The following is a 20,586-nucleotide window of genomic DNA, read 5'->3' on the forward strand; positions in this document are numbered from 1 at the left end:
GTGGCGGATCGACATACGCTTTTAAGCGTAGCTGGAAGTTGAGCCTTATAGGCGTCAAATGAAGAACCCCCAGTTTTACTGGGGGGTTCCTTTTTCTATTGGAAAATAATAAACAAAAGCTGCCGTAAAATACGGTAAAGGTATTTATACGACAGCTGTATATACATATTATTTTAAGTTAAGATTTTTTGCAAAGTTTACACCGAATTCGAAGCAATCCTCGAAAGTCTCTTCTGATGGGAAGAATTTCTTTTTAAGTGGATCTATAGGCATTTTAAATCCTACAGCTTTTGCGTTTGCTTCAGCTATTGTTATACCTTCACCACTCCATCCGTAAGAACCGAATATACCAGCTATCTTACCGGCATTTGCTATAGGGTCTATAACAGAGAAGAAATCCCACATAGGTTTAACCATTGCTTTATTTATTGTTGGAGAACCAAGAAGAACTCCTTTTGAAGAAACAAGAGCATCGTGAACATCATGTAGAGATGTTTTTTCAAGATCATATTTATGAACTTCAACACCTTCAGACTCAAGACCTTTAACTATCTCATCACACATAGCAAGTGTGTTTCCGTAAGCTGAAAGATAGAATATAGAAACTTTGTCTTTATTTGTACTTTCAACGGCATCCTTAGACCATTTAGTATACATTGATATAATGTGTCCAAGATTTCTATCAAGTATAGGACCATGAGAAGTAAGTATTGTATCGAAATCAAGATTTAATGCAGTTACCTTGTCTATTGCACTAAGAACATGTTTTGCAAATGGTTTTACTATGCAGTCGTAGTAAAGTTTATTTGCTTTATGGTAATCAGCATGATTTATATCGTCAAGTTTAACGCATGCATAGTGAGCTCCGAATGCATCACATGTGAATAGAACTTTGTCATATTCATCATAAGTAAACATTGTATCAACCCAGTGAAGGAAAGGAGCTGGTATGAATTTAAGAGTTCTCTTACCGATGTTAAGAGTTTCTCCATCTGCTATTACATGACATTTAAACTCTCTATTTATCTGACTGTCAAGATAAAGTTTTGCAGCTCTTGTACAGTATATTTCTATATTTGGGTTTAAATCTAAAAGAGCTTTTATACTTCCTGAATGGTCTGGTTCTGTATGATGAACTACAAGATAATCTATATCTTCTATAGCAGTAACCTCTTTAAGATTAGCTATAAACTCATCACAGAATTCTCTTTTAACTGTATCAAAAAGAACAGTTTTTTCGTCCTTTATAAGATATGAGTTGTAAGTTGTTCCAAATTCAGTTTCCATTATTATGTCGAAAACTTTAAGATCTTTGTCTGTTACACCAGTGTAATAAAGATCTTTTTTGATTTCAAAAACGTTTGACATTTATTATTCCCCCTTTGATTTTGTATACATATATTATTATATCATAAATACAATTAGACATTGTTATATTTTATTCATTTAATAAACCTATTTTATTATACCCGAAATACAGATGATTAAACAAAATATATTAAAGATATATGATAATTTTTTCTGATATAAAAACTGATGATATTAAAAAAATAATAGACTTTGGATATAAAAGTGGTAGCTGATATATGATATAATATTTTTTTATGGAAAGAAATTGTATATGTATTGTATAATATATTATAGAATATTATACATTTGTACGAAATCAGCAATAATAATAAATAAAGAAAGAGATTCGGAGGTTAGATATATAAATGGAAAAAATTAATCTGAAGAAAATACTTAAAAAGGTTGAAAAACCTGCCAGATATCTTGGAAATGAAATAAATTCAATACACAAGGATACGAGTAGAGAAGATATTATAAGATATGCTCATTGTTTCCCGGATCTTTATGAGGTTGGAATGAGTCATCTTGGAAGCCATATACTTTACGATGTTATAAACTCTGAAGAAGATGTGTTCTGTGAAAGAGTTTATGCTCCACGGGTTGATATGGAAGAAAAAATGAGAGAAAACAATATACCACTGTTTGGTCTTGAGTCAAGGGAATCTATAAGGGACTTCGATATAGTTGCATTCACACTTCAGTACGAGCTATGCTATACAAATATACTTAATATGCTTGATCTTGCAGGAATACCACTTCTTATGAAAGATAGAAAAGAAGGAGATCCTTTTGTACTTGTAGGTGGTTCCTGTGCATACAACAGTGAACCGATGTCTGATTTTATAGATGCCGCACTTCTTGGTGAAGGAGAGGAAATGAACCTTGAAGTTGTAAGAGAATACAAAGAATGGAAAAAATCAGGTGAACCAAGAGAAAAATTCCTTGAAAGAATAGCAAAGATAGAAGGAGTATATGTACCGTCTTTCTATGATGTTGAATACAATGAAGATCAGACAATAAAATCTGTAAAACCAAACAGAGAATGTGCTGCGGAAAAACCAAGAAAAAGAATAATATCTGATATGAATGAAGTAAGATATCCTGAAAGATTTGTGGTTCCATACATAGATACTGTACACGACAGAATAGTTCTTGAAATATTCAGAGGATGTACAAGAGGATGCAGATTCTGTCAGGCAGGTATGATATACAGACCTATAAGAGAGAAGAACTTTGCAAGACTTAAGGAAATACTTGAAAAACTTGTAAAGACAACTGGATACGACGAGATATCTCTGGTATCACTTAGTACAAGTGATTACAGTGAACTTGCTGAACTTACTGACTACCTTGTAGATGAATACGCATCTAAGAACATAGGAATATCACTTCCATCACTAAGACTTGACAACTTCTCTATGGAGATAGCAAATAAAATACAGAAGGTAAGAAAAAGCGGTCTTACTTTTGCTCCAGAGGCAGGCTCTCAGAGACTTAGAGATGTTATAAATAAAGGTATAACAGAAGATGACCTTAGAAGAGCTTCAAGACAGGCTTTTGAAATGGGATGGAACAGTCTTAAACTTTACTTCATGATAGGACTTCCTACAGAAACTTATGATGATCTTGATGGAATAGCTGATCTTGCATATGAGGTTGTTGATATATACAGAGATGTTCACAATGGCAAGCTAAAAGGAAAATTCGGTGTAACAGTAAGTACATCTACTTTTGTACCTAAGCCATTTACTCCATTCCAGTGGAATCCACAGGACAAAAAAGAAAATGTTGTTGAAAAACAGAAACACCTTGTGAAGAAAATGAGAAATGGAAATATAAAATACAACTATCACGATTCAGATACAAGTCTTATGGAGGCTGTATTTGCAAGAGGAGATAGAAGACTTGGAAAAGTTCTTTTAGATGCACATAAAATGGGTGCAAAATTCGATGGATGGGACGAGTACTTCGACCTTGAAATATGGAAAAAGGCTATGGAAATAAACAACCTTGATATATCATTCTATGCACATAGAACGAGAGATTTTGATGAGGTATTCCCATGGGATCATATAGATGTAGGAGTAAGTAAAAAATTCCTTATAAGAGAAGCAGAAAATGCAGTAAAAGAAGTTGTTACTCCAGACTGCAGAAAAAGATGTAATGGATGTGGAATAAACGTCCACGATATTGGAAGGGGGCTTTGTTAATGAAAATCATCAGAGTAAAATTCAAAAAAGAGGGAGATATGATATATGTATCACACCTTGACCTTCAGAGAACACTACAGAGAGCATTCAGAAGAGCTGAAATACAGCTTTCATACTCTCAGGGATTCAACCCTCATCCTAAAATGAGTTATGGAAATGCTCTTGCACTTGGAACTGAAAGCCAGGGAGAGTATGTGGATATAGAAATAGAAGACGATATAACAGTAGACGAATTTCTTGAAAAAATAAGAAAAGAACTTCCTGCTGGAATAGAATTTGTAAAAGCAAAAGAAATAGATAAAACAGAAAAATCACTTTCTTCAATAATAGAATGGGGTGAATATCTATTTACTATACCTCTGGAGAGAAGACTTTCTAAAGAGTTTGTAAAAGGTAAAGTAATAGAATTTATGTCCAGAAAAGAGATAATAATAACAAAAAGAAACAAAAAAGGAAAACTGGTAGAATCAGATATAAGACCTATGATAAAATCATTTGATTTACTGGATATAGAAGAAAGCAGTATGACATTTAATGCAGTAATAGCAACAGGATCTATACAGAACCTTAATACAAATATATTTATACCTCAGATACTGGATTTATTCGGACTGGAAATGGATCCTCTTGATGTGGATATACTTAGAAGAGACCTTTACTTTGTAGAGGACGGAGAGCTTGTAACTCCTATGTAATATATGGCCTCTGCCGGTTGGCAGGGGCTATTTTGATGTGAAAGAGGTGATAAATTGAAAACTATAATAGTAGAAAGACTAGTGACCTCTGTAAAAACAGTACTTATGGAGGAAAATAGAATAAAGGATATTGTTATAGATAATAATATATCCAAAAGTATTGTTTCAGATATATACAGAGGGAGAGTTGAAAAAGTTTTAAAAGGTATGTCCGCATGTTTTGTAGATATAGGAAGAGAAAAAAACGGATATCTAAAACTGGATAAAGATACAAAAGTAAAAACAGGTGATGATATAATAGTTCAGGTAATAAAAGACGAGGTTGGAGATAAGGGTGCAAGATTATCTACAGAAATAAGTATATCTGGAAGATATGCAGTCTATATACCTTCAAATGATAGAATAACCATATCAAACAGGATCAAGGATGAACAGGAAAGAATGAGATTAAAAAAAGAATTCTATTCTGTATGCGGCGAAAAAAGAGGATATATAATAAGAACGGAAGCGGTTGGATGCAGTGGTGAAGATTTCAGGAAGGATATAGAAAAACTGGAATATGAATACGAAGATGTATTAAAGGAATCAAGAAGAGGAATTGGGCCAAGACTTCTAAAAGGTAAAAGAGATTCTGCGCACAAATATATAACCGACAACATGAATGAAGATGTAGATAAAATAGTTGTAAATAATAGAAATGATTACGAAGCAGTAAAGAAAATAGTTAAAAGAATAAATCCGGAGTATATGAAAAAGGTAGTTCTTGAAGAAAACAGGGATATATTTAATCTTTATGGTGTAGAAAAGGAAATAAAAAAGGCGTTATCAAAAAAAGTATGGTTGAAAAGCGGGGGATACCTGGTAATAGAGAAGACCGAGGCAATGACTATTATAGATGTCAATTCTGGTAAATTTACAGGAATTGGCGATATGGAAGAAACTGCAGTCAAAATAAATCTTGATGCAGCAAATGAGGTTGTATATCAGGTAATGCTTAGGGATATATCGGGTATAATAATAGTTGATTTTGTAGAAATGAAAAGCAGAAAGAATAAGGAAATACTTGTAAAAGAATTAAAAGAGTTGTTCAGTAGAGATAGAAAAAAAACACAGATAACAGGACCTACATCTCTTGGACTTATAGAAATAGCCAGAAGAAGGGACAGAGAGTCGATGGAAAACTATTATCTGAAAAAATGCAGCAGATGTGGAAGTGAAAAAGGAGAAATGTCTGAATATGCAATAATAGATGAAATAGAAAAAGAGATTATGAGAACTACAGAAAATACTGTTTATAGAAACTTTGATGTATATATACACAATACTGTATCAGAGATTATAGAATCTGACTACAGAAATCTGATAGAGGAGATAGAAAAAAAATACTCGGTATCTCTGAAAATAAAAGGAACAAATCTGGGTAATAGACCTGAAATAAGAATTTCTAAATAGTATTATTATAGCAGCAAAAATAAATTTCTTTTTTGCAAAAAAGAAGTTGACACAGATAGAGGTCTCCAGTATAATAAATAAATGTAATGCCGCACAGAGAGGGTCTAAAATTCTCACTTGTGAGATACCTTTAATGGCGAGTTTGTGACCGAGGAGGTGTATTTAATGTACGCTATAGTAAAAACTGGTGGAAAACAGTATAAAGTTTCAGAAGGTGACGTATTATTCGTTGAAAAGTTAGAAGCTAATGCTGGTGACGTAGTTACTTTAAACGAAGTATTAGCTTGTTCTAAAGACGGAGAGCTAGTAGTAGGAAGCCCAGTAGTTGAAGGAGCATCTGTTCAGGCTAAAGTTGTTGAGCAGGGAAAAGCTAAGAAAGTTGTAGTTTTCAAATACAAGGCTAAAAAAGACTACAGAAGAAAGCAGGGACATCGTCAGCCTTACACTAAGATAGTAGTTGAAAAAATAAACGCTTAATTACCATGATTAAGGTCGATTATTTCTACGATGACGAATTTAGACTGAAGGGATTTTCAGTGAAAGGACATGCCGAGTATGCTGAATACGGCAGAGACATAGTATGTGCTGCTGTAACTACACATGCTGTAGGTGTTATAAATTCACTAGATGTACTTCAGAAAGTTGAGTTCGAGCGAGTTATAGCCAAAGAAGGGCATATAGAATGCTGTGTTAAGGATGAATATCTTGATAAGGCACAGTTGCTGCTTGAACATTTTAAATTAGCAATAAGCGAAATCAAAAGGGAATACCCAAAAAATATAAAAATCTTAAAAAATAGGGGGTGACTTCCAAATGTTAAAGATGAATTTACAGTTATTAGCATCTAAGAAAGGGGTAGGTTCTTCAAAGAACGGTAGAGACTCTATATCAAAAAGATTAGGTGTTAAGAGATATGACGGTCAGGTTGTTACTTCTGGAAGTATATTAGTTAGACAGAGAGGAACTAAAATACATCCAGGAAATAATGTTGGAAAAGGTGGAGATGACACTTTATTCGCATTAATAGACGGAACTGTTAAGTTTGAGAGAAAAGACAAGAAAAGAAAAAAAGTTTCTGTATACCCAATAGCTGAGTAATTACAGAATTGAAACGACAGACAAAAGGAGTGTATGAAACACTCCTTTTATTATATCCATGTAAATAATGGTACGGGATAATTTACATGAATAGATAAGAGATATATAATAATGATAATGAATGGGAACGAACGGAAATATTAAAAAGAAGAAGGTGAAAATATGTTTATAGATAAAGCCAGAATATTTGTCAAAGCCGGAAACGGAGGAAATGGAGCTGTATCTTTCAGAAGAGAAAAATACGTTCCAGCGGGTGGTCCAGACGGTGGAGACGGTGGACGAGGAGCCAGTGTAATATTTGAAGTTGATACAGGGCTTAGAACACTTATGGATTTCAAATATAAGAGAAAGTATGCAGCTGAAAACGGTGGAGATGGTTCTAAAAAGAGAAGAGCCGGTAAAAATGGAGAAGATCTTATACTAAAGGTTCCTCAGGGAACAATAGTAAGAGATGAGGCCACTGGTCTTATAATAGCTGACCTTAAAAATGAGGGAGACAGAGCTGTAATAGCAAAAGGTGGATTTGGTGGAAAAGGTAACATGAACTTCGCCAATGCTGTAAGACAGGCTCCTGCATTTGCAAAATCAGGAACTGATGGTGAAGAAAGATGGGTTGTACTTGAGCTTAAAATGATAGCTGACGTAGGACTTCTTGGATTCCCTAATGTTGGAAAATCAACATTCCTTTCAGTTGTTACAAAAGCAAAACCAAAGATAGCAAACTATCACTTCACAACACTTACTCCTAACCTGGGAGTTGTTCAGACAAACTTCGGTGAAAGTTTTGTACTTGCAGATATACCTGGAATAATAGAAGGTGCATCTGAAGGTGTAGGACTTGGACACGAGTTCTTAAGACATGTAGAGAGAACAAAAGTGCTTATACATATAGTCGATATATCAGGCGTTGAGGGAAGAGATCCTCTTGAAGATTTCGACAAGATAAATGACGAGCTTAAACTTTACAATGAAAGACTTGCGACAAGACCACAGGTGGTTGTTGCGAACAAGGCGGATATGCTTTGGGATGAAAGTATATACGAAAACTTCAAAAGTGAACTTGAAGGAAGAGGATACAAGGTATTCAAAATGTCTGCCATAACAAGACAGGGTATAGACGACGTAATAAAATACGTAACTCAGATGCTTGCAGAGGCAGAAGAGATAGAACTTGTTTCTGAAAATGAAATGTACAGACCTGAACTTGATATAAAAGAGGAAGAAGGTCTTCATATAGAGATAGACGAAGATGGAGTATATGTTGTAACAGGAAAATCACTGAGAAGAATAATGTACTCTGTAAACTTCGATGATATGGAATCTCTTCAGTATTTCCAGAAGGCTATGGAAAATCAGGGTGTATTTGATAGACTTAGAGAGATGGGAATAGAAGATGGAGACGTAGTAAGAATATACGAACTTGAATTTGAGTTCTACAACTAGAATAAATAAGGAGGAGAAGAAATGCTAAAAGGAAAACAGAGAGCTTACCTTAGATCTCTTGCAAATACACTTAAACCTACTACACAGATAGGTAAAGAAGGTGTTACAGAAGCTTTTTTAGAGCAGCTTAACGACCAGCTTAGAGCAAGAGAATTGGTAAAGGTTACTATACTTGAAAATGCCGGACTTGATGCAAAAGAAACTGCAAATGCCGTATGTGAGGCTCTTAGAGCTGAGTTCGTACAGGCTATAGGATATAAGTTCACTATATACAAAAAGAACAACGAAAATCCTAAAATACAGTTCCCTGGATATCAGCAGGCAAAAGCAAAATCTAAAAACACAGGAAAGAAAAGACCGACAAAAAAATCTTTCCAGTAATAAAAGAGTCTGTATGCGATAAATATCAGCATACAGACTTTTTATATATGGTGTAAAGGTGATGAATAATGAAAAAGATATTTTTAATAGTTGTTTTATGTTTAGTTTCTATAAATTTTGTGGGAAGCAGCTCTAAATCTGATGAAAACAATAAAAATACTGTATCTGAAAATATAAAAAGTGAAAAAAATGTAGATTACAGTAAATATTTTGATGGAATAAATGGATGTGCAGTATTCTATGATGATAGTAATCGAAGATACGATATATACAATAGAGATATTATAAACGAGCGGGTATCTCCATATTCAACTTTTAAAATAGTTATGTCGTTAATGGGATTGGAAGAAAATATAGTAGATTCCCCGGATACAAAGCTAGGATATGATGGAACGATATATTGGAATGAAAAATGGAATAAGAATATAACATTTGAGGAAGCTTTCAGAGAATCATGTGTATGGTATTATGAAAAGATGATGGATTTCATGGATAAAGAATATGTAAAAAATAAATTGGAAGATCTAAATTATGGCAATTGTGATATAAGTGCGTGGGATAAAAATGGACATAATACATTCTGGCTAGGTTCTTCTCTTAAAATATCTGCAATGGAACAAGTGAAGATACTTGAAAGCATATTTGAGGAGAATAATATATTTGAAAAAGAGGATATCGAAACAGTTAAGAACTTTATGATTACAAAATCAGAAGAAACTTACACCGTTTATGGAAAGACGGGAAGTGCAAGAGATACTGACGCATGGTTTGTCGGATTTGTTGAAAAGAACGATAGAAATATATACTTTGCAGTGAGAATAGACGATGAAAGTCAAAAATTAGCTGGAAGCATAGCTAAACAAATAGCACTTGAAATTATAAAAGAAAATTATAATTAGAAAATAAGGCAACTCGAAATAATCGGGTTGCCTTTAAATTTATATTTTTTATTCAGTAAATCCAAGGCTCGTAGACAATCTATCATATCCGATAATAGTATTTGGGAAGATAGATGTGGCATTTTCTAAAAATCTCTCAGGATCTTCAATAGAGGGACTGAAATGAGTCAGAAGCATCTTTGATACATTTCCTGATGCAGCAAGACAGGCAGCCTCTCTAAATGTCATATGTCTGTTTTTAACAGCTTTTGATATATCAATATCATCTCCATACATTCCCTCACATATAAATAAATCGGCACCAGCTATAAATTCAGGAATTGTTTCAATAGGTCTTGTATCCGTAATCATGGAAATTTTTATTCCTTTTCTCGTCTCTCCAAGAACCATATCCGGAGTATATTTAATATCTCCATCTATAATATGGGTGCCTTTTTGAAGTATGTTCCAGTATTTTTTAGGAACACAGTTTTTCTCGGCTTTTTCTACGCTGAATCTGGGACGTCTTGAAAAATATAAATTATATCCGATGCACTCAGTTGAGTGATAAAGATCTATAGTTTCTATTTCAAGCTGAGCAAGTTCTTTGTTATTCAGGCTGAATCTGCCATCAGGATTTTCTATAATATTAAGCTGATAGGGAAGGTCTATAAGCATTTTTACAGCTTTTATGGCATCCTTTATACCATAAGGACCTATAATTGTAACAGGGGCTTTTCTCTCGCTGTTGCCCATAGTTGAAAGAAGTCCGATAAGTCCGATTATATGGTCTCCATGAGTATGTGTAATACATATCAAATCTATATCTTTAAATCCGCATCTTTTCATCCTCATGGACACCTGTGTGCCCTCACCGCAGTCTATAAGGATTTTTCTTCCGTTAAAGTTTATGAAAACAGATGATAAAAATCTGTTTGGAAGTGGAATATTTCCGCCACATCCCAAAAGAGTCAAATCAATCATAACTACCTCCATATTTAAAATATTTATATAATTCGAAATTGTAACCGATTTGTATTTTCAATTCTCTCTAAAAAGTAATATAATAATTGTAACATCAAAATAGTCTAAAATGACACATTATGGGAAAAATATAATAGAAATATTTTTCAGGCAGATTAGGGGGGAGAATTATGATGAATAAAAAGCTGATTTTATCTATTGCAGTATCTGTTTGCATGTTTATGAACACAGCGGCAATATTTGCAGAGACTGCGACGAATACTGGAAGCAATGTACAGACACAGCAGACTTCTGAAACAAAATCTGATAATGAAACAAAGGACGCAAACAAAGACAGTAATAAATCAACAGAAAAAGAAGAAAATAAAAACTCAGAAAAAAATACTTCGAAAAGGACTGAAGAAGATTCTGATAGAAAAGACTCAGAATATTCACGGGAGGATGTACTTGGAGAGTCTAAAACAGACCTGGAAGGTGGATACAGTCTTGTAGGTGCTAAAGAAAGTAATTATGCAAATCTTATAAACGATGCAGTTCTTTCAAAAACAAAAGCGGATGTATCGCTTATAAATGCAGGTACAATATTAAAATCAATAAAAGCCGGAACAATAAAGTATGAAGATGTTTCATCATCTCTTATGTTTGGAACAATAGTAGTTACAAAGGAACTTACAGGCAAAGAAATAAAAAGTATTCTTGAACAGGGGGCTGAGATATATCCTGAGTCAAATTCAAGATTTATACAACCTGGAAAACTTTCATATACTATAGATCCTAATAAAAAAGCCGGAGAAAGAATAACTTCAATAAAAGTAAACGGAAGTAATATAAATTCTTCAAAAAAATATACTGTAGCGGTTAATGATTATATGCTATCTGATTACAGAGAACTTTCAAATGCAAAAACAGTAAAAGAATATGAATCTCTTGATAAAATAACAGCAGATTATATAAAAGAAAAGAAAACTATAAATTATAAAGCTGATGGAAGAATAAAAGCTGAAAAAATCCAAGCTGCAGATGAATCAAAGATAAAGAAACTTATTTCTGATATAAATGCACTTACATATGATAAGACAGAAAGTAATATAAAAAAGGTGAATGAGGCAGTAAAGGCATACAATGCACTTAGTGATAGCGATCAGAAAAAGATAACAAATGTATCAAGACTAAAAGATATAGTCAAAAAGCTTAACTCAAGTGGAAGTAATGTAAGTAAACCATCATCATCAACTTCAACTTCTTCATCAAAATCATCTACTGCAACTCAGAAATCTCCAAAAACAGGAGATCCATCTATAGCAGTTCCACTTGCAGTATTTGCAGTTTCAGGTATGGGACTTTTTGCGATAAGAAAAAATAACAGATAGAAATTAAATATTCAATAAAAAAGCTTTCGGTTGAAATTATAACCGAAAGCTTTTATTTTATTATCTCATAGTATCCTGTTTTTTTAATCTTAGATAATTGTATATACCAAGAGCAACACATAAAATTGTTATAACGTATTTCATAGAAAAACCTCCAATCAGTAGTTATCAAAATCACATGAATTGAAAAATCTATTCATTACTTTTTTTATAGTATCATATCCAAAACCTTTGTATGAAAGATGCTGATAAAGTTTTCTGTATGCTTTGTCCCTGCTTTCATTTTCAAGTCTCTTCATTCTTTTTTCAGCGAGATACATCGCATTTTCAAATTCGGTATCAGAATCTATATCAGAAACAACATTTTCTATTATATTGCTGTCTATCCCTTTCATATATAAGTTCTGCCTTACTTTGTTTCTTCCAAATTTTGAAAGGTTTATATTATCGTTGGCTATTCTTTCAGCAAGAGATGAATCATCTATCAGTTTATGTTTTTTCAGAAATTCCATTACCTTTTCGACGATGGGTTCATCAAAATTTTTCATAAGTTTTTCATATATTATTTTTTCTGACTGATCAGCTTTTGAAAGTATAGAAAGAGCTTTTTCCTTTGCTTTCAGATACATTTCGGCTTCTAAAATGGAATTCAGTGAATCCTTATCTATTTCCATACCTTTTTTAAGGGAATGGGTAAAGACAAGTTCTGTATATACAGACATAAAATATTCATCATCTACATAAATATTTACTCTATCGCTGTTTCTCTTTTGAGCTTCAATTTTTGTTATAATAGACATTTTTACCATCCTTAAAAAACTATTTAACTAGATTCTAAATGATACCATAGTTATTGTCAAATTAATATAAAAAATATTGACATAAGTTTAATAACAATGTATTATTGTATCAATAGAGTAATACAATGATACATTAATACAAAGGGGGAGAAAATTGATGTTAGAAATGAATAATATATATATAAATTATGGAAAGGCACAGATCTTAAAAGGTGTCAATATAAAAGTCAATAAGGGTGATATATATGGACTTGTAGGGAAAAATGGGGCTGGAAAAACAACAATATTCAAAATTATATTAGGGCTTACTTCTTATGAAGATGGAACATTAAGCATAAATGGAAGTAAAAATCCTGAAGAATTAAAAAATGGAAGAAGAAAGACAGGTTTCTTTATAGGACATAACTTTTTTGAATATATGACTGCCAGAGAGAATCTTGAGTATTACAGAATGATGAAAGGAATAAAAGATAAAAATGAAGTAGATAGAGTACTTAAAATAGTTGATCTTGACAAAACAGATAAAAAGTATTCAAATTTTTCACTGGGTATGAAACAGAGACTTGGAATTGCAAATGCTATACTTGGAAACCCGGAATTTTTAATACTTGATGAACCTACAAATGGGCTTGATCCTCAGGGGATAGCTGACATAAGAAATCTTGTAATAAAATTAAACGAAGAATACGGAATGACAGTTATCATATCATCTCACATACTTGGAGAGCTGGAACATACAGCTAAAAGATTTGGTATTGTGCACAATGGTGTTATAGTAAATGAACTTGAAAGAGAAGATTTAAAAAAGGACAATGATATAGTACAGATAAAAGTTTCTGATAAAGAGAAAGTAGAACGTATATTAAAAGAAAATGGTATAGAAATAATTGAAAGTACAATTGCATCAAAAAGTCTGGAGGATTATTATTTTGAAATGGTAGGAGGTAGCAAAAATGCTTAATTACATAAAAGCCGATATGAAACGTATATTAAAGAAGAAAAATTTCCTGGTGGTAAATATAGTATTTTTATTATTATTTGCGTTAGTGAATCTGTTCACAAGAGGAAATACAAACTCATTGGAAGTATATACATTAAAAGTAGAGATATTCTTAAGTGTATTTGTTTTCATAGAAGGTATGAATATATTCCTTTCAGTGTACAATGATAATTTCAAAGCCAAAAGTATGCAGGTTGAGATCGGAAGAGGAGTAGAAAGAAAAAATGTCGTTATATTAAAATTAATAGAAACAAGTATTATTGCGTTAATAGCATCGATTGTGGTTGTTGTATTTATATCTGCAATGGCATTTATTATGGGACTTTCACCAACTTTCGCTGAAATGAAAGAATGGTTTGTAAGTATAATATTTGCATCGATTAAAATAATAGGATATACAGCAATGGCGTCTATATTTGTATATCATAAACAGAATGCAGTAAACGGTATAATTGCATTTGTACTTCTGGCATCAAATGTAGCATCATCTTTCGCATCAATTGCACTTAGTCAATCTTTTGTGACAAATATATTCGGAAACCTTTCTGATTATTTATTTTCATCAGCTATATCAAGTGTAAGAAGTGAAATAAATATCACTATGACTATAATTGTATTGGCTTATATAGTTATATCTACACTTATATCAATATTAATATTTAATAAAAAAGAGCTTGAGTTCTAATGTTTAATAAGCAATATTTACCGATTTTCAAATATAATACATTTGAAAATCGGTATTTTATATTTAAATTAAAAAATGTCTATATAAATAAATTACCAAAGAAATTCAAGCCAAAATATTTAAGAAATTACGCATAGATGATACAATATATAGTAAGCAACAAAATTGAAAGGAGAATATTTTATGGGAATAGAGGAAGCTGTGGCGGCTGCGTCCAAGAAAAACTCTATAAAAAAGAAACAGCTTTTAGAAGAAAATAAACCACTCAAGATAGGGATACTTGGTGGAACATTCGATCCTATTCACTATGCTCATCTTGCAACGGCTGAATTTATAAGAGATAAATACAAAATAGATAAAATTCTTTTTATACCAACGGGAAATCCACCACATAAACTGGGGATAAAAACAGATAAATACGATAGATATAATATGGTTCTACTGGCAACACGGAGCAATGATAATTTTATAACTTTGGATTTAGAGGTTGAGAGACATAAGAGTACATATACAGTAGATACTTTAAAAGATTTAAAGAAAATTTATCCTAAAGCAGAGTTGTATTTTATAACTGGTGCAGATGCAATTTGTGAAGTTGAAACATGGAAGGATGTAGAGGACAATTTCAGACTTGCGACATTTATAGCGGCTACAAGACCAGGGATAAGTCTTTTAAAGGCTCAGGAGAAGATAGAGCAGCTTGAAAAAAGATATGGTACGAAGATAATAAGCGTATATGTTCCGTCTCTTGATATATCATCGACATATATAAGGGAACAATTAGAAGATGGAAAAACAGTGAAATATCTTATACCAGAAGAAGTTGATCTATACCTAAAAGAAAACAATTTATATAGAATGGAGCATGGGGATGAAATTTAATGATATATGCGAAAGACTAAAAGTTCTTCTTACAGAAAAAAGATACATTCATTCTGTAAACGTAGCAAATTGTGCAAAGGAAATGGCAAAATTATATGGAGCTGATGAGGAAAAAGCATACATTGCTGGTATGGTTCATGACTGCGCAAAATATTTTAACAAGGAAAAGAGAGACTATTACGTTGATAAATATCATATAGAAATGGATGATATGGAAAAAAGAAGCGGTGCTTTGGCACACAGTGTAATAGGGGCATATGTTACTAAATATATATTTGAAATAGACGATGAAGAGATATTGGGAGCTGTAAGATATCATACTACAGGTAATGTAAATATGAGCCTTATGGAGAAAATAATATATCTTGCAGACGTAATAGAAGTAGGAAGAGATTATCCGGGTGTGGATGAACTTAGAGAACTTGTATATTCAGGAAAACTGGATGAGGCTCTTTTAAAATCATTTGACAATACGATATCTCTTATGATAAAAAAGGGAAATACAATACATCCTCGTTCAGTTGCTGCCAGAAACTTTATAATAGAAGAGATGCAGAAAAAATAATAATTTTGTATTAAAAATATACTTATGTGATATAATAAAAATCATATACTTTATGGGAGGTAAAAAATGACAGTAGAATTAACTGTAGAGCAGATGGTAAAACATATACATCATGCAATTGATGATAAACTTGGAAAAGATACAATAATACTTAATATAGGGAAACTTTCAAGCCTTGCAGATTATTTTGTAATAACTTCAGGATCTTCAGCAAGACAGGTTAAGGCAATAGCAGACAGTGTTGAAGATGAAATGACAAAATTTGACCTTGAACCAAGAGGAAAAGAAGGTACTGATACTCAGGAATGGGTACTTCTTGATTACGGCGATATAATAGTGCATGTATTCAGCGAGGACAGCAGAGATTTCTATAATCTTGAAAAACTTTGGAGAGATGCTCCAATAGTTGATGTAGATACATTATAATTAATATTTATTGATATTGACACATTATGTCAAACATGATAGAATATCGGTATTGACAGATAAATTCTAAATATTAAAAAAATTTAAAAGAGATTTGAATAGACTGGAGTATTAAGAAAAGAAACTTTTACAGAGAGCCGGGTTGCTGGAAGCCGGTATAGGGACTTTTCCGAACTTGCCGGATGAATTCTATTCAGCTGTGGTTGGCATATAAACCGTCTAAGAGAGATTTTTATAAATCTAATTAGGGTGGTACCGCGAGAGATATCCTCGTCCCTAAACGTTTGTTTAGGCGACGAGGTTTTTTTATTTTTATAATCATATAGAAAAATCCTGAGACAGGATAACAAGCTTTTATAAGGAATTATCATAAAATAAAAAGATGGAGGTATAATATGAGCGTATATGATTTCAAAGCCATTGAGAAAAAATGGCAGGACACATGGAGAGAAAAAGGTCAGTACAAGATGGATACTAGACAGACTGAAAAACCAAACTACTATACACTAGAAATGTTCCCTTATCCATCAGGGAAAATACATATGGGTCACGTAAGAAACTATTCTATAGGTGACGTTGTTGCAAGATTCAAGAAAATGGAAGGATATAACGTACTTCATCCAATGGGATGGGACTCATTCGGTCTTCCAGCAGAAAATGCAGCTATAAAAAATGGAATACATCCTCATAAATGGACAATGTCAAACATAGAGGATATGAAACAGCAGTTCAATCTTCTTGGATTAAGCTATGACTGGGATAAAGAGGTTGCAACTTCAACTCCAGAATACTACAAGTTTACTCAGGAAATATTCCTGAAATTCCTTGAGGCAGGACTTGCATACAAGAAAAAATCATATGTAAACTGGTGTCCATCATGCGAGACAGTTCTTGCAAATGAGCAGGTAGTACAGGGTGAATGTGAAAGATGTGGAGCAACTGTAATAAAGAAAGATCTTGAGCAATGGTATTTCAAGACTACAGCATTTGCAGAAGAGCTTCTTAACGGACTTGATACACTAGATGGATGGCCTGAAAAAGTAAAAACAATGCAGAGAAACTGGATAGGAAAGAGTACTGGTGCAAACCTTACTTTCCAGATAGATGGTTCAGATGAGACTATAACAGTTTATACAACAAGACCTGATACTGCATATGGAGTTACATTTATGGTTCTTGCTCCAGAAAGCGAACTTGTAAAAGAACTTGTTGCAGGAACTGAGTACGAGGCTCCTGTAGATGAATTCCTTCTAAAAATGCACAAGATGACAGAAATAGAAAGAACTGCTACAGACCTTGAAAAAGAAGGTATGTTTATAGGAAAATATGTAATAAACCCTGTAAACGGAAGAAAAGTGCCTATATGGATAGCAAACTATGTTTTAGCTGACTACGGTACAGGTGCTGTAATGGCTGTTCCAGCTCACGATGAAAGAGATGAGGACTTTGCTAAGAAATACAACCTTGAAATAATACCTGTAATAGATGAAGATGGTATAATGATAAACTCTGAAGAGTTCAACGGAATGCCTTCTAAAGAAGCTTTCGATAAAATAATAGATAAGATGGAAGAAGAAGGAAAAGGAAAGAGAACTGTAAACTACAGATTAAGAGACTGGCTTGTATCAAGACAGAGATACTGGGGATGTCCTATACCAGTTGTTTATTGTGATGACTGTGGAATAGTTCCAGAAAAAAAAGAAAATCTTCCAGTACTTCTTCCAACAGATGTTGAGTTTACAGGTAAGGGAGAATCTCCACTTACAACTTCAAAAACATTCTGTGAGACAGTTTGTCCAAAATGTGGAAAACCAGCTAGAAGAGAAGTAGATACAATGGATACATTCGTGGATTCATCTTGGTACTTCCTAAGATATACAGACAATAAAAATACAGAAAAACCATTTGACAGCGAAATAGCAAACAGATGGCATCCGGTAGATCAGTATATAGGTGGTGTAGAACACGCTATAATGCATCTTCTATATGCAAGATGGTTTGTAAAAGCATTCAAGAGTCTTGGAATGGTAGATTTTGATGAGCCATTCAAAAACCTTCTTACTCAGGGAATGGTTCTTAAAGAAGGATCTAAGATGAGTAAATCAAAAGGAAACATAGTATCTCCTCTTAAGATAATAGAAGAATACGGTGCAGATACTGCAAGACTTTTCATACTTTTCGCAGCTCCACCAGAAAGAGACCTTGACTGGTCAGATCAGGGAGTTGAAGGATGCTTCAAGTTCCTTAACAGGGTATACAGACTTGTAGATGAACTTGCAGATGTTGCAAAATCTTCAAATGGAGAATTTGGAAAACTTACATCAGCAGATAAGGATATGAGATTTGCTATACATACATCACTTAAGAAAGTAACTGGAGATTTAAGTGAAAAATTCGGATTCAATACATCAATAGCTTCTCTTATGGAACTTATAAATGAGATGTACAAATATAAAGAGCTTGAAAACAGAAATGATGCTGTAATAAAAGAAGGTATAGAAACAATAGTAACTATACTTGCTCCATTTGCTCCTCACCTTGGTGAAGAATTATGGCAGATGATAGGAAAAGAAGGTAGTGTATTTGATATAAGCTGGCCTAAATACGATGAAAAAGCTCTTGTAAAAGATGAGATAGAAGTAGTCGTACAGATAAACGGAAAAGTTAAAGGAAGAATGAATATACCTGCTGAAATATCAAGAGAAGATATGCAGGCTGCGGCAATGGAAGATGAAAAAATAAAAGCCCTTGTAGAAGGTAAAGAAATTGTTAAAGTTATCGCAGTTCCTAAAAAACTTATAAATATAGTTGTAAAATAGTCTCGGAGGTATTACTATATAAGTTGAGACTGGAAAAGAGGTGGAATTTTTCCACCTCTTTTATATTCATGAAAATATATAAAAACAGTCTATAAATACTTTGATACAGGTAATGATTTCGAGGAGGAATTTTATGGATTTGACGAACAGGGTACTTGAATTCGCATCTGATGTGGGAGTTCTCCTTCTTCAGAGTGGAGGTGAAACATATAGAGTTGAAGAAACAATAGAAAGAATATGCGAGGCATATAATATAAAAAAGGCAGGTGTATTTGCAACACCTACAGCTGTTATAGTTTCGGCAACCGTGGATGGAGATATAAAATCAGTTGTAAAAAGGATAAAGAGCAGAAAAACTGATTTAAACAAAGTATATGAGATAAACTCTCTTTCAAGAAGAATAGTACGGGATAAAATAACAATAGATGAAAGTGAAAAAAGATTAAAAGAGATAGAAGATGGTGAGTTTTATTCTGATAGAAAAATAATTTTCTTTTCCGGTGTGGCAACAGCAGTTCTTACCGTTTTGTTTGGCGGAACATTAGCTGATATGGCTGCAAGTTTTTTGATTGGCTGTATGGTAAGATGTATAATATTTGCACTGGGTAAACTTTCACTAAATGATTTTTTTATAAATATGATTTCTGCAGGAGCAATAGCATCAGCTGCTATAATATTTAAGGAAACTGAAATAATAAAAAGTATAGACAAGGTCATTATGGGATCTATAATGTTACTTGTTCCAGGACTTCCTTTGACAAATGCCATAAGGGATATACTTGATGGAGAACTTCTTTCCGGTGGAATGAAAATAGAAGAGGTTGCGATAATCGGAGTTGCAGTTACAATCGGAATGTGTTTTGTTCTTAATCTTTATATAAAATATGGAGGTGCATAATGAGACTTATAATAGAAATACTTATGTGTATGATAGCTGCGTACAGTTTTGGCGTTATTTTCAATATAAAGGGAAAATTTCTGAATATATCTGCTGTAGGTGGCGGGATAGCATGGCTTTCATATAAGATGATGATAGTGTCTGGCGCTGGAAATGGTATATCTTTTTTTGTCGCGACTATATGCTTTGGTATATATGTAGAACTTTGTGCAAGAATATATAGTGCTCCTTCGACAATGATGAGTGTATGTGCAATGATTATTCTTGTTCCTGGATATGGGGTTTATAATACTCTTTATGGATTTATGACGAATAATTATACAGAGGCTGTAAAAAATGGAATAGATACCCTTTTAATAGCAGGTGCAATATCTCTCGGACTTGTCTTTATAACTACAATATTCCGAAATAAAAGAGTTAATAAAATTATACACAAGGTTCTTTATAAATATAGAACAATAGAACATTTTATTGAAAAGAATAGATAATTACTATGCAAAATCAAATATTTATTTGGACAAAGACACCAATGATTAATTTCTAAATATCAGGTGTCTTTTTGTGTATAAAAAATAATTTTGAATAAATATGACTAAAAAAGAATGAAAATGACCTTATATAATTGACCGTATTTTCCTGTATTGATATAC

Annotated in this window: 21 protein-coding genes; 18 read left to right on the plus strand and 3 right to left on the minus strand. The window is 32.9% G+C overall.

The genetic code is table 11. The annotated features are described in order from the left end of the window. Nucleotides 1-168 precede the first annotated feature (168 nt). The gene (locus EXD82_RS00005) at nt 169-1,368 is read right to left on the minus strand and encodes an FprA family A-type flavoprotein (RefSeq protein WP_142534867.1); all 1,200 of its coding nucleotides are present in this window, start codon (nt 1,366-1,368) and stop codon (nt 169-171) included. Nucleotides 1,369-1,715: 347 nt separating this feature from the next. On the opposite strand from EXD82_RS00005, the gene EXD82_RS00010 reads away from it, so the two are divergent. The 9 genes from EXD82_RS00010 (at nt 1,716) to EXD82_RS00050 (ending at nt 9,528) form a co-directional block, all read left to right on the plus strand. Further along, nucleotides 1,716-3,560 (plus strand): TIGR03960 family B12-binding radical SAM protein, encoded by a 1,845-nt coding sequence (locus tag EXD82_RS00010; RefSeq protein WP_142534868.1) that lies wholly within the window; start codon nt 1,716-1,718, stop codon nt 3,558-3,560. After that, nucleotides 3,560-4,255 (plus strand): TIGR03936 family radical SAM-associated protein, encoded by a 696-nt coding sequence (locus tag EXD82_RS00015; RefSeq protein WP_142534869.1) that lies wholly within the window; start codon nt 3,560-3,562, stop codon nt 4,253-4,255. Before EXD82_RS00010 ends, EXD82_RS00015 begins: the two co-directional genes overlap by 1 nt. Nucleotides 4,256-4,309: 54 nt before the next feature. Further along, complete coding sequence (locus tag EXD82_RS00020; RefSeq protein WP_246081973.1) at nt 4,310-5,707, plus strand: Rne/Rng family ribonuclease; 1,398 nt, start codon at nt 4,310-4,312, stop codon at nt 5,705-5,707. A 165-nt stretch (nt 5,708-5,872) separates the two neighbouring features. Beyond that, the gene (gene rplU, locus EXD82_RS00025) at nt 5,873-6,184 is read left to right on the plus strand and encodes a 50S ribosomal protein L21 (RefSeq protein WP_142534870.1); all 312 of its coding nucleotides are present in this window, start codon (nt 5,873-5,875) and stop codon (nt 6,182-6,184) included. Between the two features lie 5 nt (nt 6,185-6,189). Beyond that, nucleotides 6,190-6,513 carry a ribosomal-processing cysteine protease Prp gene (locus EXD82_RS00030; protein ID WP_142534871.1) on the plus strand — a complete coding sequence of 108 codons (324 nt, stop codon included), beginning with the start codon at nt 6,190-6,192 and terminating at the stop codon, nt 6,511-6,513. 7 nt (nt 6,514-6,520) lie between these two features. Further along, nucleotides 6,521-6,805 carry a 50S ribosomal protein L27 gene (gene rpmA / locus EXD82_RS00035; RefSeq protein WP_142534872.1) on the plus strand — a complete coding sequence of 95 codons (285 nt, stop codon included), beginning with the start codon at nt 6,521-6,523 and terminating at the stop codon, nt 6,803-6,805. A gap of 162 nt (nt 6,806-6,967) precedes the next feature. Next, on the plus strand, nt 6,968-8,248 hold the full coding sequence (gene obgE / locus EXD82_RS00040; RefSeq protein ID WP_142534873.1) for a GTPase ObgE: 1,281 nt from the start codon (nt 6,968-6,970) through the stop codon (nt 8,246-8,248). A gap of 21 nt (nt 8,249-8,269) precedes the next feature. Beyond that, a complete protein-coding gene (locus tag EXD82_RS00045) occupies nt 8,270-8,629 on the plus strand; it encodes a YhbY family RNA-binding protein (protein ID WP_142534874.1) in 360 nt (119 codons plus the stop codon). A 68-nt stretch (nt 8,630-8,697) separates the two neighbouring features. Further along, nucleotides 8,698-9,528, plus strand: coding sequence for a class D beta-lactamase (locus EXD82_RS00050; protein WP_142534875.1), 831 nt, complete (start codon nt 8,698-8,700; stop codon nt 9,526-9,528). A 48-nt stretch (nt 9,529-9,576) separates the two neighbouring features. On the opposite strand, the gene EXD82_RS00055 is transcribed toward EXD82_RS00050, so the two are convergent. Further along, nucleotides 9,577-10,491: a ribonuclease Z gene (locus EXD82_RS00055; protein WP_142534876.1), complete on the minus strand. Its 915-nt coding sequence runs from the start codon at nt 10,489-10,491 to the stop codon at nt 9,577-9,579. 170 nt (nt 10,492-10,661) lie between these two features. Here EXD82_RS00055 and EXD82_RS00060 point away from each other — a divergent pair, with 170 nt between their 5' ends. After that, a complete protein-coding gene (locus EXD82_RS00060) occupies nt 10,662-11,861 on the plus strand; it encodes a 5'-nucleotidase C-terminal domain-containing protein (RefSeq protein WP_142534877.1) in 1,200 nt (399 codons plus the stop codon). A 158-nt stretch (nt 11,862-12,019) separates the two neighbouring features. Here the strand turns inward: EXD82_RS00060 and recX are convergent, their stop codons facing one another. Further along, nucleotides 12,020-12,661, minus strand: a complete 642-nt coding sequence (gene recX / locus EXD82_RS00065; protein ID WP_142534878.1) for a recombination regulator RecX — start codon at nt 12,659-12,661, stop codon at nt 12,020-12,022. Nucleotides 12,662-12,818: 157 nt separating this feature from the next. On the opposite strand from recX, the gene EXD82_RS00070 reads away from it, so the two are divergent. From EXD82_RS00070 to EXD82_RS00105, 8 genes are all read left to right on the plus strand, one after another. Further along, nucleotides 12,819-13,622, plus strand: a complete 804-nt coding sequence (locus EXD82_RS00070; RefSeq protein ID WP_142534879.1) for an ATP-binding cassette domain-containing protein — start codon at nt 12,819-12,821, stop codon at nt 13,620-13,622. Continuing rightward, entirely contained in the window at nt 13,615-14,346 is a 732-nt protein-coding gene (locus EXD82_RS00075; protein WP_142534880.1) for an ABC-2 transporter permease, read from the plus strand. The genes EXD82_RS00070 and EXD82_RS00075 overlap by 8 nt, the downstream gene beginning before the upstream one ends. Nucleotides 14,347-14,529: 183 nt before the next feature. Next, nucleotides 14,530-15,228, plus strand: coding sequence for a nicotinate-nucleotide adenylyltransferase (nadD, locus tag EXD82_RS00080; RefSeq protein ID WP_142534881.1), 699 nt, complete (start codon nt 14,530-14,532; stop codon nt 15,226-15,228). Beyond that, nucleotides 15,218-15,793: a bis(5'-nucleosyl)-tetraphosphatase (symmetrical) YqeK gene (gene yqeK, locus EXD82_RS00085; protein ID WP_142534882.1), complete on the plus strand. Its 576-nt coding sequence runs from the start codon at nt 15,218-15,220 to the stop codon at nt 15,791-15,793. The genes nadD and yqeK overlap by 11 nt, the downstream gene beginning before the upstream one ends. A 66-nt stretch (nt 15,794-15,859) precedes the next feature. Continuing rightward, nucleotides 15,860-16,219, plus strand: coding sequence for a ribosome silencing factor (gene rsfS, locus EXD82_RS00090; RefSeq protein WP_142534883.1), 360 nt, complete (start codon nt 15,860-15,862; stop codon nt 16,217-16,219). Nucleotides 16,220-16,614: 395 nt separating this feature from the next. Next, on the plus strand, nt 16,615-19,038 hold the full coding sequence (leuS, locus tag EXD82_RS00095; RefSeq protein ID WP_142534884.1) for a leucine--tRNA ligase: 2,424 nt from the start codon (nt 16,615-16,617) through the stop codon (nt 19,036-19,038). A gap of 133 nt (nt 19,039-19,171) precedes the next feature. Further along, nucleotides 19,172-19,936, plus strand: a complete 765-nt coding sequence (locus tag EXD82_RS00100; RefSeq protein WP_142534885.1) for a threonine/serine exporter family protein — start codon at nt 19,172-19,174, stop codon at nt 19,934-19,936. Beyond that, entirely contained in the window at nt 19,936-20,424 is a 489-nt protein-coding gene (locus tag EXD82_RS00105) for a threonine/serine exporter family protein (protein ID WP_142534886.1), read from the plus strand. The genes EXD82_RS00100 and EXD82_RS00105 overlap by 1 nt, the downstream gene beginning before the upstream one ends. Nucleotides 20,425-20,586 lie beyond the last annotated feature (162 nt).

The sequence above is a fragment of the Peptacetobacter hominis genome, assembly GCF_006861675.1.
GTDB lineage: Bacteria > Bacillota > Clostridia > Peptostreptococcales > Peptostreptococcaceae > Peptacetobacter > Peptacetobacter hominis.

Bases quoted from the DNA above. Each gene is read 5' to 3' on its own strand.
- EXD82_RS00005 (WP_142534867.1), bottom strand. From the start codon at position 1,368: ATGTCAAACGTTTTTGAAATCAAAAAAGATCTTTATTACACTGGTGTA.
- EXD82_RS00010 (WP_142534868.1), top strand. From the start codon at position 1,716: ATGGAAAAAATTAATCTGAAGAAAATACTTAAAAAGGTTGAAAAACCT.
- EXD82_RS00015 (WP_142534869.1), top strand. From the start codon at position 3,560: ATGAAAATCATCAGAGTAAAATTCAAAAAAGAGGGAGATATGATATAT.
- rplU (WP_142534870.1), top strand. From the start codon at position 5,873: ATGTACGCTATAGTAAAAACTGGTGGAAAACAGTATAAAGTTTCAGAA.
- EXD82_RS00030 (WP_142534871.1), top strand. From the start codon at position 6,190: ATGATTAAGGTCGATTATTTCTACGATGACGAATTTAGACTGAAGGGA.
- rpmA (WP_142534872.1), top strand. From the start codon at position 6,521: ATGTTAAAGATGAATTTACAGTTATTAGCATCTAAGAAAGGGGTAGGT.
- obgE (WP_142534873.1), top strand. From the start codon at position 6,968: ATGTTTATAGATAAAGCCAGAATATTTGTCAAAGCCGGAAACGGAGGA.
- EXD82_RS00045 (WP_142534874.1), top strand. From the start codon at position 8,270: ATGCTAAAAGGAAAACAGAGAGCTTACCTTAGATCTCTTGCAAATACA.
- EXD82_RS00050 (WP_142534875.1), top strand. From the start codon at position 8,698: ATGAAAAAGATATTTTTAATAGTTGTTTTATGTTTAGTTTCTATAAAT.
- EXD82_RS00055 (WP_142534876.1), bottom strand. From the start codon at position 10,491: ATGATTGATTTGACTCTTTTGGGATGTGGCGGAAATATTCCACTTCCA.
- EXD82_RS00060 (WP_142534877.1), top strand. From the start codon at position 10,662: ATGATGAATAAAAAGCTGATTTTATCTATTGCAGTATCTGTTTGCATG.
- recX (WP_142534878.1), bottom strand. From the start codon at position 12,661: ATGTCTATTATAACAAAAATTGAAGCTCAAAAGAGAAACAGCGATAGA.
- EXD82_RS00070 (WP_142534879.1), top strand. From the start codon at position 12,819: ATGTTAGAAATGAATAATATATATATAAATTATGGAAAGGCACAGATC.
- EXD82_RS00075 (WP_142534880.1), top strand. From the start codon at position 13,615: ATGCTTAATTACATAAAAGCCGATATGAAACGTATATTAAAGAAGAAA.
- nadD (WP_142534881.1), top strand. From the start codon at position 14,530: ATGGGAATAGAGGAAGCTGTGGCGGCTGCGTCCAAGAAAAACTCTATA.
- yqeK (WP_142534882.1), top strand. From the start codon at position 15,218: ATGAAATTTAATGATATATGCGAAAGACTAAAAGTTCTTCTTACAGAA.
- rsfS (WP_142534883.1), top strand. From the start codon at position 15,860: ATGACAGTAGAATTAACTGTAGAGCAGATGGTAAAACATATACATCAT.
- leuS (WP_142534884.1), top strand. From the start codon at position 16,615: ATGAGCGTATATGATTTCAAAGCCATTGAGAAAAAATGGCAGGACACA.
- EXD82_RS00100 (WP_142534885.1), top strand. From the start codon at position 19,172: ATGGATTTGACGAACAGGGTACTTGAATTCGCATCTGATGTGGGAGTT.
- EXD82_RS00105 (WP_142534886.1), top strand. From the start codon at position 19,936: ATGAGACTTATAATAGAAATACTTATGTGTATGATAGCTGCGTACAGT.